The organism is Acinetobacter sp. CY05 (genome assembly GCF_059515805.1).
Window position 1 is genome coordinate 1 of record NZ_JCAKMW010000025.1, and the last position, 12,446, is coordinate 12,446.

The 12,446-nt window shown below is 42.4% G+C and carries 11 protein-coding genes; 2 read left to right on the forward strand and 9 right to left on the reverse strand.

Going from position 1 to position 12,446, the window contains the following annotated elements; genetic code table 11:
* The 5 genes from tuf to AC5YCD_RS13555 form a co-directional block, all read right to left on the reverse strand.
* On the reverse strand, nt 1–1,145 hold a 1,145-nt coding region (gene tuf, locus AC5YCD_RS13535; RefSeq protein ID WP_496130081.1), incomplete at its 3' end, for an elongation factor Tu.
* Nucleotides 1,146–1,240: 95 nt separating this feature from the next.
* Nucleotides 1,241–3,376 carry an elongation factor G gene (gene fusA, locus AC5YCD_RS13540; protein WP_496130532.1) on the reverse strand — a complete coding sequence of 712 codons (2,136 nt, stop codon included), beginning with the start codon at nt 3,374–3,376 and terminating at the stop codon, nt 1,241–1,243.
* A 131-nt stretch (nt 3,377–3,507) separates the two neighbouring features.
* Nucleotides 3,508–3,978, reverse strand: coding sequence for a 30S ribosomal protein S7 (gene rpsG / locus AC5YCD_RS13545; RefSeq protein ID WP_122902407.1), 471 nt, complete (start codon nt 3,976–3,978; stop codon nt 3,508–3,510).
* Between the two features lie 180 nt (nt 3,979–4,158).
* On the reverse strand, nt 4,159–4,533 hold the full coding sequence (gene rpsL, locus AC5YCD_RS13550; protein ID WP_002050319.1) for a 30S ribosomal protein S12: 375 nt from the start codon (nt 4,531–4,533) through the stop codon (nt 4,159–4,161).
* A gap of 222 nt (nt 4,534–4,755) precedes the next feature.
* On the reverse strand, nt 4,756–6,006 hold the full coding sequence (locus tag AC5YCD_RS13555; protein ID WP_496130533.1) for an EcsC family protein: 1,251 nt from the start codon (nt 6,004–6,006) through the stop codon (nt 4,756–4,758).
* 258 nt (nt 6,007–6,264) lie between these two features.
* On the opposite strand from AC5YCD_RS13555, the gene AC5YCD_RS13560 reads away from it, so the two are divergent.
* Both AC5YCD_RS13560 and hemJ read left to right on the forward strand, forming a co-directional pair.
* Nucleotides 6,265–7,494: a beta-ketoacyl synthase N-terminal-like domain-containing protein gene (locus AC5YCD_RS13560; protein ID WP_496130534.1), complete on the forward strand. Its 1,230-nt coding sequence runs from the start codon at nt 6,265–6,267 to the stop codon at nt 7,492–7,494.
* Nucleotides 7,495–7,514: 20 nt separating this feature from the next.
* Nucleotides 7,515–7,967, forward strand: coding sequence for a protoporphyrinogen oxidase HemJ (gene hemJ / locus AC5YCD_RS13565; protein ID WP_496130535.1), 453 nt, complete (start codon nt 7,515–7,517; stop codon nt 7,965–7,967).
* A 46-nt stretch (nt 7,968–8,013) separates the two neighbouring features.
* On the opposite strand, the gene AC5YCD_RS13570 is transcribed toward hemJ, so the two are convergent.
* The 4 genes from AC5YCD_RS13570 to AC5YCD_RS13585 form a co-directional block, all read right to left on the reverse strand.
* Nucleotides 8,014–9,447, reverse strand: a complete 1,434-nt coding sequence (locus AC5YCD_RS13570; protein WP_496130536.1) for an amino acid permease — start codon at nt 9,445–9,447, stop codon at nt 8,014–8,016.
* Nucleotides 9,448–9,559: 112 nt separating this feature from the next.
* The gene (locus AC5YCD_RS13575; protein ID WP_496130537.1) at nt 9,560–9,913 is read right to left on the reverse strand and encodes a RidA family protein; all 354 of its coding nucleotides are present in this window, start codon (nt 9,911–9,913) and stop codon (nt 9,560–9,562) included.
* Nucleotides 9,914–9,936: 23 nt separating this feature from the next.
* Complete coding sequence (gene alr, locus AC5YCD_RS13580) at nt 9,937–11,043, reverse strand: alanine racemase (RefSeq protein WP_496130538.1); 1,107 nt, start codon at nt 11,041–11,043, stop codon at nt 9,937–9,939.
* A gap of 29 nt (nt 11,044–11,072) precedes the next feature.
* Nucleotides 11,073–12,326: a D-amino acid dehydrogenase gene (locus tag AC5YCD_RS13585; protein ID WP_496130539.1), complete on the reverse strand. Its 1,254-nt coding sequence runs from the start codon at nt 12,324–12,326 to the stop codon at nt 11,073–11,075.
* Nucleotides 12,327–12,446 lie beyond the last annotated feature (120 nt).

A 12,446-nucleotide genomic window follows, 5' to 3' on the forward strand; every position in this document is an offset into this window, starting at 1 on the left:
CCTTCACGGATCGCAAAACGTAGACCTGGGTCCATTGCGATTGGGTGGATTAATTCTACTGACATTTCTACGTTGTCACCAGGCATAACCATTTCAACGCCGTCTTGAAGAGAGATTGCGCCAGTTACGTCAGTTGTACGGAAGTAGAACTGTGGACGGTAACCGTTAAGGAATGGAGTATGACGACCACCTTCTTCTTTAGAAAGTACGTATACTTCTGCGTCGAATTTAGTGTGTGGCTTGATCGCACCTGGTTTAGTTAATACTTGACCACGTTGAACGTCTTCACGCTTAGTACCACGTAGAAGAACACCACAGTTCTCGCCCGCACGACCTTCGTCAAGAAGTTTACGGAACATTTCTACGCCAGTTACAGTTGTTTTAACTGTGTCTTTGATACCAACGATTTCAACTTCTTCGCCTACTTTCACGATACCTGATTCAACACGGCCAGTGACTACTGTACCACGACCAGAAATAGAGAATACGTCTTCGATTGGCATTAAGAATGCTTTATCGATTGCACGTTCTGGTTCTGGGATGTAAGAGTCAAGCGCTTCAACAAGAGCTACAACAGCTGATTCGCCGTATTGACCTTGGTCACCGTTAAGTGCAGCTAAAGCTGAACCACGGATGATTGGAGTATCATCACCTGGGAAGTCGTAAGTAGAAAGAAGTTCACGAACTTCCATTTCTACTAATTCAAGAAGCTCTTCGTCGTCTACAAGGTCGCATTTGTTTAAGAATACAACGATGTAAGGTACACCTACCTGACGAGAAAGAAGGATGTGTTCACGAGTTTGTGGCATTGGACCATCAGTCGCAGCACATACAAGGATCGCACCGTCCATTTGAGCAGCACCAGTAATCATGTTTTTAACATAATCGGCGTGGCCCGGGCAGTCTACGTGAGCGTAGTGACGGATTGGAGAATCGTATTCTACGTGTGAAGTATTAATTGTAATACCACGTGCTTTTTCTTCTGGTGCTGAGTCAATTGCAGCGTAGTCTTTCGCTTCGCCACCAAATTGTTTAGCACATACAGTTGCAATCGCAGCTGTTAAAGTTGTTTTACCATGGTCAACGTGACCAATTGTACCCACGTTAACGTGTGGTTTATTACGTTCAAACTTAGCCTTAGCCATGTTCATCTTCCTTTGTAGATTACTCATGCAGGATCACTGCATGAGCATTAGAAATTTAACTATAAATTAGTTAGGTAAGTATAGTAATCGAAAGATTACTCGTCGTCACCTTTTTTACCGCCAGCTTGGAATTTAGCGATGATGCCTTCAGCCACGTTACGTGGAGTTTCAGCATATTTAGCAAATTCCATAGAGTAAGTCGCACGACCTTGAGACATAGAACGCATATGAGTTGCGTAACCAAACATCTCAGCAAGTGGAACTTCTGCACGGATTGCTTTAGTACCACCAGGTAAATCGTCCATACCTTGAACCATACCACGACGACGGTTTAAGTCACCCATGATATCGCCCATGTAGTCTTCTGGAGTTTCTACTTCAACTTTCATGATTGGTTCAAGAAGGATAGGATCCGCTTTCATGAAACCATCACGGAAGGCATAAGAACCCGCCATTTTGAACGATAATTCGTCAGAATCGACATCATGGTAAGAACCGTCGAATAAAGTCGCTTTAATGCCAACTACTGGGTAGCCAGCTAAAACGCCGTTCTTCATACGTTCTTGAATACCTTTGTCAACCGCACCGAAGAATTCTTTAGGTACTACACCACCAACAACTTCTTCAGCGAATTCGTATTCTTTTTCTGATTCAGGATCAAGCGGTTCAAGACGCACGTATACGTGACCGAATTTACCTTTACCACCTGTTTGACGTACGAATTTACCTTCTTGCTCAACCGATTTTTTAATCGTTTCGCGGTAAGATACCATTGGTTTACCAATGTTCGCTTCAACACCGAATTCACGCTTCATACGGTCAACGATGATGTCAAGGTGAAGCTCACCCATACCAGCAATAATCGTTTGACCAGATTCTTCGTCTGTACGTACGCGGAATGATGGATCTTCTTTTGCCAAACGACCTAAAGCAACTGACATTTTTTCTTGGTCAGCTTTAGTTTTAGGTTCAACTGCAAGTGCAATTACTGGCTCTGGGAATTCCATACGCTCTAGTGTAATTACGTGGTTTTCATCACATAATGTATCACCAGTTGTTGTGTCTTTAAGACCTACACACGCCGCGATGTCGCCTGCACGAATTTCTTCGATGTCATGACGGTCATTTGCGTGCATCTGTACGATACGACCAACACGTTCGCGTTTCATTTTTACTGGGTTGTAGCATGGGCTACCTGCTTTAAGCACACCAGAGTAAACACGTACGAATGTTAAGTTACCAACGAATTTGTCGTTCATGATTTTGAACGCTAACGCAGCAAACGGTGCTTCATCAGACGCTTCACGAGAACCTTCAGTTTCGTCTTTGTCGTCTAAGATACCTTTAATTGCTTCAACGTCAGTTGGCGCTGGTAAGAATTCAATAACAGCATCCAACATACGTTGAACACCTTTGTTTTTGAATGCAGAACCACAAAGCATTGGTTGGATTTCGTTCAGCAATGTACGCGCACGAATACCAGCAATGATTTCTTCTTTAGTTAACTCGCCTTCTTCAAGGTACTTGTCCATGAGTTCTTCTGATGCTTCCGCAGCAGCTTCAACCATGTTAGTACGCCATTCATTAGCAGTATCAACTAGATCAGCAGGGATCTCGCCATATTCGAACTTCATACCTTGAGATGCTTCATCCCAGATAATCGCTTTCATTTCGATTAGGTCAACAACACCTTGGAAGTTTTCTTCAGCACCGATTGGCACAACGATTGGCACTGGATTACCGCCAAGACGTGTTTTAACTTGCTCAACTGCACGGAAGAAGTTCGCACCAGTACGGTCCATTTTGTTAACGAACGCAATACGAGGCACTTTATATTTGTTTGCTTGACGCCATACAGTTTCAGACTGAGGTTGAACACCACCTACAGCACAGTAAACCATACATGCACCGTCAAGAACACGCATAGAACGTTCAACTTCGATGGTGAAGTCTACGTGTCCCGGTGTGTCAATTACGTTAATACGGTGCTGTTCGAACTGGTTGCCCATACCTTTCCAGAAGCATGTTACAGCTGCTGAGGTAATAGTAATACCACGTTCTTGCTCTTGTTCCATCCAGTCCGTAGTTGCAGAACCTTCGTGAGTTTCACCAAGTTTATGGCTCTCACCTGTGTAGAACAAAATACGTTCAGAAGTAGTTGTTTTACCAGCATCGATGTGAGCAGAGATACCAATGTTACGGTAACGAGAAATTGGGGTTTGACGAGCCATGATTTCTAGCATTCCTAAATTTTGTTGTTTAAAACAGTACGCTTTAAGCTGCAATGCAACTTAAAGCGTTTGGATGACACCTCAGTGACAACTGATGTGTCACCGCCCTAAGAAAGGTCTGTTTTATTTGCTTAGAAACGGTAGTGAGAGAATGCTTTGTTGGCTTCAGCCATACGGTGCACATCATCACGTTTCTTAACTGCTGCGCCTTTACCTTCAGCTGCATCAAGCAACTCACCAGCAAGACGTAGAGCCATAGTTTTTTCAGAACGCTTAGCAGCAGCGTCTACTAACCAACGCATCGCTAAAGCAGTACGACGGGATGGGCGTACTTCCATAGGAACTTGGTATGTAGCACCACCAACACGGCGTGCTTTTACTTCGACCATAGGACGAACTTTTTCAAGAGTAGTCTCGAAAAATTCAACTGGGTCTACTTTAGATTTTTCTTGAACGCGGTCTAAAGCACCGTAAACGATACTTTCAGCAATAGATTTTTTACCATCTTGCATTACGTGGTTCATGAATTTAGCGATTGTTTGGCTGCTGAACTTAGGATCCGGAAGGATTTCACGGGCAGCAACTACGCGACGTCTTGGCATTTTAATACACCTAATAAAATTGACACTTCAGGTTTATCCAGCATTTGTACAAAGTGTCATGTACCTTTAGCTGGCCTTACTACACGTCGCTTGGAATTTTCACAAAATTAAATGCAGAAATCAGACAAGCGAGACGATAAAGGATTGCGGTTCTAGACCTTAAGAATTAATTCTTACGAATTACTTCTTAGGACGTTTAGTACCGTATTTAGAACGTGACTGGTTACGATCTTTCACGCCAGCACAGTCTAAAGAACCACGAACGGTATGGTAACGTACACCTGGTAAGTCTTTAACACGACCACCACGGATAAGAACAACACTGTGCTCTTGTAGGTTATGGCCTTCACCACCGATATAGCTTGATACTTCAAAGCCAGAAGTTAAGCGAACACGGCAAACTTTACGCATTGCTGAGTTAGGTTTTTTAGGTGTAGTTGTGTAAACACGTGTACAAACACCACGACGTTGTGGGCAAGCCTTCAACGCAGGAACTTTAGATTTTTCAACTAAAGTTGTACGACCCTTACGGATCAACTGATTTGTTGTTGCCATTTGGCAATTCTCCCGTTAATAAAAAGCCCCAAAAAATGTACCACTTTTTGAGGGCATATAATTGTAAGATAAGATCGTCTAATGGTCAATATTAGCAAGCCCGAGAAACAGACTCTGCTCTACAAAAAAACACAAAAAACTGCAATTTAGCCTGAATTACTACTTCAGATTATCATCCAATAATACTCATAGCTTTGGGCAATTCAGATAACCCTTGCAGTGCTATTTTTTACTGTTTTTTTCCAAAGACTCAGCCTCAAGTGCTTCAGGTACTTGGTTAAAATCAACTTCTTGGCTTAAGGCAGGTTGCTGAGGAGCTACCTCTGCATGTGGTTCAACCATCTGTGCTGCTAATTTCTTTAAATCCTGATGCACCGTTTGATTGGCTTCTTCACCATCTACAAGGCTTTGATCTTTTTTCTGAATAACCACTTTAGAAATGGTGGCATGATCTTCAAGTTCAATTGCTTGATTGAGTTTTAGTTCACCCACCTGTTGCTTAGCTGCAAAATATTCACGCGATTTTTCATAGGCTGCAATAGGAGACAAGTTTAAATCTTGATGCTGTTGTAAATAAGTCCGCGCTTCTGAGAAAATCTCTTGTGCCTTTTGATTAACATCTTCAAGTAACTTCCAGCTATACGCTGCACTTAACGATGCTCCAGCCACTGGAGTGAGTTTACTTAAAATACTCAGTTTAGGTAAATGATTCAGCCATTCAAACTTAGCCTGTCCTTGAGCATCTTGCAGCCACTGCTTTAAGGTTTCAGCATCTTGATGACTTCCCAACAATTGCTGCAATTGATTCAGATCATGCGTTTCTAAGGCGCTTGATAGCGCTTTTAATGCCACCAACAGGGTTTGTTTTTGCGCGATCAAACTTAAATCAATTTGTTTAAAAACAAACTGCACCATGTCTTGCTCAGTTTGTTGATTGAGCTCAAAACCATAAGCACGACCAATTTGGTAAATACTACGCAGAGACAACAACAAAGAGGCCGGCACATCAAGCGCAGAACCCAAGACACCAGTTGCCCCACTTAAGGCACCTTGTACTGAAGCCAACCATTTATTTTGATTGGCCAATACCTCACTAATGCGTTTAGAGCGATCGACATCTTGGGTTAGCTCTTCTAAATCTTTAACCCCTGCCTCATCTAAAATTTGATCTACAGCGCTTAAACGTGAACCTAAATGATTGAGCTGCTCAAATAGATAATCGGAAAATTTATCGGTTAAATCAGGTGCGACGAAACTGGTGACTTTATTCACGCTGGCATAATGTCGGCCCAGTAATTGTTTGGATAAGTTTGGCAAGCTTGATTCGTTGTGATCTGCAGAACTTACTTTTTCAGATTTTTTCTGATTTTGTCCTACTTTATTTAATACCTCAAGGCCCGAGTGACTGAGCTTTTTAGCCACTCCAAGCGCACTATCGAACATTCCTTCGGCTTGATTATTTTTACTGTTCACGCTGATTTACCCCTCTGTGTAAATTTGAACTTTCTGGCTAAATACTAGGTATAGTCTATGTTTATCTCAACTTGATTATGTATCTTTTGGTTAAGTCCTGCAGTATTTGGTTGCAAAATAAATCAGTCAACAACAGGCATAGGATTTGCCATAAGAAATCAAAAATCTTTCTGCTATCATGAACGTATTGAAAATCATAAGTATGCAGCATTCACTGCTCGTTGTACTTCACAAGATCACCATATAAAGGAACTGTAGATGAAGCGTGTTGTAATCACTGGTATGGGCATCAACTCATGCATCGGCAATACATTAGACGATGTCTTACATTCGTTACAAAACGGAATTTCTGGGACACGTTTTAACCAGACTTATGCAGATTTAAATTTTAAAAGTCATGTCAGTGCTGCAGCAGAACAAGACTTTGACAATATCGACCGCAAACTCAAACGCTTCATGGGTGTATGTGCAATGTATGCCTATAACTCAGCAGTTGCAGCAGTGGAACATGCAGGTCTAAAAGCAGAAGATTTAGCCGGTAATCCACGTTACGGTATTGCAGGCGGTTCAGGTGGTGGTTCTACAGCATCTGTGATTGAAATGAACGAGCTGTTAGAAACTAAAGGCGCACGTAAAATTGGTCCATTCTTTGTACCACGTAACATGACCAACACCATTACAGCCAACGTGGGTGTGGCATTTAAATTACAAGGCATTTCTCATACTATTACTAGTGCATGTGCAACTTCTGCTGACGCCATTGGTTATGCTTACAACATGATCCAGCTTGGCAAACAAGATTTAATGCTTGCAGGTGGCGGTGAAGAAGACCATTGGTCACAAAGCTTATTATTTGATGCGATGGGTGCATTATGTTCTAAATACAATGACACACCAGAAACAGCATCACGCCCATATTCAGCTGACCGTGACGGTTTTGTCATTGCTGGCGGTGGCGGTTTCGTGGTACTTGAATCACTAGAACACGCGCAGGCACGTGGCGCGAATATCTTAGCAGAAGTGGTGGGCTATGCTGCCAATGCAGATGGTGCAGACATGGTTGCACCAAGTGGTGAAGGTGCAACACGTTGTGTTCTAATGGCACTCGAAGAAGCCAAACAACACGGCGTAGACAAAATTGACTATGTCAACACGCATGGTACATCAACACCTGCAGGTGACGTGACTGAGCTTTTAGCGATGGAACGTGCGTTTGGTGCAGGTCAAGTACCACCACTCAGCTCAACTAAATCGATGACAGGTCATAGCTTAGGCGCAGCGGGTGTACACGAAGCGATTTACTCAGTCCTGATGATGCAAAATGACTTTATTGCGCCAAACATCAACGTCACTGAGCTTGATGAGGGTGCAAAACCATTTGATATCGTACTTGAAAAACGTGACACAAAACTGAATACTGTAATGAGTAACAGTTTTGGTTTTGGCGGTGTAAACGCTTGTCTCGTTTTCAAAAAATGGGAAGGCTAATGCACCCTTAGGGTGATTTAATGGATGCTCCTTCTGATGCTTTCCTTTGGGTAAAAGCGTTACATATTATTGCCGTAGTATGCTGGTTTGCTGCTTTGTTTTATTTACCAAGGCTGTTTGTTTATCACGCGATGAGCGAAGATCAGACCAGCCACCAACGCTTTCAAATCATGGAACGCAAGCTGTATCGAGGGATTATGTGGCCAGCAATGTTGGCCACTTTAATCACAGCACACTTTTTAGTAGATTGGGGCGATGCCACACAGAATTACCATGCAGCGACATGGTTTTACCTCAAGGTCGGCTTAGTCGGCTTATTGGTCATTTACCACTTGGTTTGCGGCTATTACCGTAAAAAACTCATGCAAGATGCTCACTATAAATCGCATAAATTTTGGCGTTTCTTTAATGAGTTGCCGACGTTTATTTTATTTGCAGTGGTTATCTTAGTAGTGGTTAAGCCCATCTTTTAAATCCCTCAAAAAAATCCCCGCTGATGCGGGGATTTTTTTGCTTGAACTAAGCTTCAGTTTTCAACTGGGCTTTTTTCATGGCAAGTACACGTGGACGATACAAGACATAATAAGTCACCGATAAAATCACCAGCCATAATGGACTTACTTTTAGTGCATTAAAAGTATCTGGCTCTAAACTTAAAATCACTAAGGCAAACGCTAAGAAGATTAGGACGATATAGCTCATCCACACCCCACCCGGCATTTTAAAACTCGAGTTGGCATGTTGCTCTGGGCGTAATTTACGATAGCGTAAGTAACACACCATAATTAGCCCCCAAATACTAATAAATAAAATCACACACAGCGATGTTGCAAGGGTAAACGCTTCCAAGGTATTGGGTACAAAATACTGCAAGGCAGCACCTGCCATAATAAAGCTACAAGAAAAAACCAAACCTTTAGCCGGTACAGCACGTTTGGATAAATGGGCTAAAGCCGCAGGTGCTTGTTGACCACGCGCTAAACCAAATAGCATACGACTGGTCGAAAATACACCGCTATTCATAGAGGATAGCACTGAAGAGAGCACCACAAGGTTCATAATTAAGGCAGCAGCACCAATGCCAGCATGCATAAATAAGCTCACAAATGGGCTTTGATCAGCTGGAATTTTTGCCCATGGTGTCACAGACATCACCACAAATAGCGACAATACATAAAATAAAATAATACGGGTAGGAATCGCATTCACTGCTTTAGGCAAGTTTTTCTCAGGATCTTTGGTTTCAGCAGCCATCGTCCCTAATAGTTCAACCCCAACAAAGGCAAATAATGCAATTTGGAAGCCTGCTAAGAACCCATCGGTGCCTTTGGGGAACATCCCTCCTGACCAGACATGACTAAAACTTGCCACACTGCCATCCGGCGATTGGAATTGGTTAAACACCATAAAGCCACCAATACCAATCAAGCTTAAAATGGCTAAAATTTTAATTAAGGCAAACCAAAACTCAATTTCACCAAATAATTTCACGGTGAGTAGATTTAAACCTAATACCAACAAGACACAACTAACACTAATCATGGCCTGCTGGATTGGACTAAACGCTGCGCCTTCGGGTAACCAAAAACTTAAATAGTTAATAATTGCGGCTAAGTCGGCAATACCCACTAACACCCAACCGAGCCAATACGACCAACCAATATAGTATGCAGCGCCTGGACCAATCAGATCACGCGCCATATCAATAAATGATTTGTAATGTAAATTTGCTAATAATATTTCTCCTAATGCACGCATTAAGAAGAAAAACATAAAGCCAATGATCATATAAATAAATAAAATTGAAGGTCCAGCCAAAGCAATTGTTTTACCTGAACCCATAAATAAACCGGTTCCAATTGCACCGCCAATCGCGATGAGTTGTAGATGTCGGTTAGAAAGTTTGCGCTGCAATTCGTCTGCAGGTGCATCATTTTGTTGCATGATTGTCATTGGATTGATGTCCTTATATTACCTATACACCTAAGCAATATTTATGCCTAAATATATGATTTTAAAAAACTTCCTGTTTCCTAAAACTTTAACACATAAAAAAAATGCACAGTTAAAACTGTGCAGCAGTAATTGCTATTTCAATTAGCCAATCGGGATTGACCAAATCGGCTTGAATCGTGGCTCTGGCGGGTTTGGGTAAATCTGTTAACCATTCCATCCATATTTCATTAACCACGGGGAAATCTTCTAGATTTTTTAAAAATAACTGCGCCGATAATATACGTGACTTATCACTGTTATTTTCACTTAATATTTTATCAATAGTCGTTAAAATCTCAGCGGTTTGACCAGCAATATTTTGCTCAGTATTTTTAGGCACTTGACCAGATAAATACACCATTTGATTAAAAATCGTGGCTGCACTCATCACTTGATTGCTATCATAGCGTTGAATATCCGTCATATCTTGTACTTCCTGTTAAAAACTTAGGCAGCGTGCATCGGTACGCGCGCAGTCACACCACACATCAATTCATAACCTAATGTGCCCGATGCCGCTGCCACTTCATCAATACTTAACACTGCACCTTGTGAAGATTGCCCCCATAGCACCACTTCACTGCCAATGGTTGCCTCTAAATGTTCAGTTAGATCCACCACCAACATATCCATGCTGACGCGCCCTAAAATCTGGCTGCGTTTAGAGTCTACTAATACAGGTGTCCCTGTAGGTGAAATCCGTTGATAACCATCGGCATAGCCACAAGCCACCACGCCTATACGCATCGGACGCTCAGCAATAAACTGAGAGCCATAACCGACCGTTTCACCTTGCTTAATATCTTGAATGGCGATGATTTGACTGAGTAGGCTCATGCTCGGCTTTAGATTCCAATCTTCAATACTTTGCTTAGGATAATTGGGCGAACTGCCATATAGCATAATCCCGCTACGCACAATATCGGATTGAATATGCTCTGAATGGCGTAAAATTGCTGCGCTATTGCTGACTGAAGTTAAGCCACCTAAAGCCTGAACGGTGTTTTGAAAAACTAAATATTGATGCTGAATGCCATCTTGGGAAAAACGCTGCCCATCGGCATCAGAAAAATGCGTCATATGGGTAATAGAGCGCACATTGGGAAAACTTTGTAGCTGCTCAAACACGGCGCGATAGTCTTTTGCCTCAAAACCTAAACGGTTCATACCGCTGTTCATTTTTAAATACACATCAAACTGTGCTGCGGATTGCTGGGCAAAGGCCGCTAACCACTCTATTTGATGGGGACTATGCACGCTAAAACTTAAATCGAGCTCAGCACACAGTGCTAAATCTTGCAGTTGAAAAATACCTTCTAAGAGTAGAATTTTCCCTTGCCAACCTAACTCACGTATCTTTGCAGCTTCTGCCAAGTCCAACACAGCAAAACCATCAGCGTCGCACAAGGCTGGATAGACATGTGCTATACCATGTCCGTAGGCATTGGCTTTGACCACTGCAAACACCTGTGCCTGTGGAGCACTTTTTCGGGCAATCGTTAAATTATGCTGTAGTGCATCTAAATGCACCACAGCTTGGATTGGACGTGGCATGTTTTCTTCCTTGAAAATAAATTGCGTTATTAAGCTGCGTAGCGCTGTAGCGATAAACCTTCCGTGCTAATTTCTGGCTGATGATTCATGACCAAGTCACTAATTAACTTGCCTGAACCACAAGCCATGGTCCAACCTAAAGTGCCATGTCCAGTATTTAAGAATAAATTGCTAAAACGGGTGGCCCCAATAATTGGTGTGCTGTCTGGGGTCATAGGACGTAAACCTGTCCAAAAACTTGCCTCGCTTAAATTACCACCTGGGAATAGCTCCTTAGTCACCATTTCCAAAGTGCCGCGGCGATCTGTTTTTAACTCACGGTTAAAGCCACTCAGCTCTGCCATGCCACCGACCCGAATACGCTGATCAAAACGAGTAATAGCAATTTTATAGGTTTCATCCAACACGGTAGATTGCGGTGCAAAATTTTGGTCAACAATAGGTACCGTCAATGAATAGCCCTTTACCGGATACACGGGTAAATCTAATTGCAATGGTTTTAAGAAATCTCGTGAATAGCTCCCAAAGGCCAATACATAACGATCGGCTTTGATGACTTCCCCATTGACCACTACACCTGTAATTTCACTGCCTTGGGTCACCAAACGCTCTACATTTTGGTTAAACTTAAATTGCACACCCATTTCTTTGGCTACATTGGCAAGCGCATTGGTAAATAAGTAGCAATCACCTGTTTCATCATTGGGTAAATGTAAACCACCCACCAGTTTATCTTGCGCATAGGCCAGTGCTGGTTCGACTTTGGCTAAGTCATTGCCTAATAACAATTCATGTGGCACGCCACATTCTTCAAGCACAGCAATGTCACGTTGCACCATTTCAAGCTGCGCTTCATTGCGAAATACTTGTAAGGTGCCTTTAGAGCGATGCTCATAATGAATCCCAGTGTCTTTACGCAATTCACGTAAACAATCACGGCTATATTCTGCCACACGGGTCATTCGCTCTTTATTGATGGCATAACTGGCAGGATTACAGTTTTTCAGCATTTGTGCCATCCAATTGAGTTGCCACAAACTGCCGTCTAAGTTAATCGCTAAAGGCGCATGATGTTGGAACATCCATTTAACGGCTTTAAATGGAATCCCGGGTGCTGCCCAAGGGGTTGAGTAACCCGGTGAAATTTGTCCTGCATTACCAAAACTGGTTTCTTCGGCAGGGCCACTTTGGCGATCTAAAACTGTAACTTCTGCGCCCTGCGCTGCAAGGTAATAGGCACTTGCTACGCCAATTACACCACTTCCTAATACCAAAACGCGCATGACGCTACCCTCACAATTCTTCTAGTTGATTTTTCTAGTATATTGACGATTTGATAGTGAAATTCACCATTTTTTATGCTAAAAACTAGGTGAAACGACAGTTTTTTGACATTTAAATAG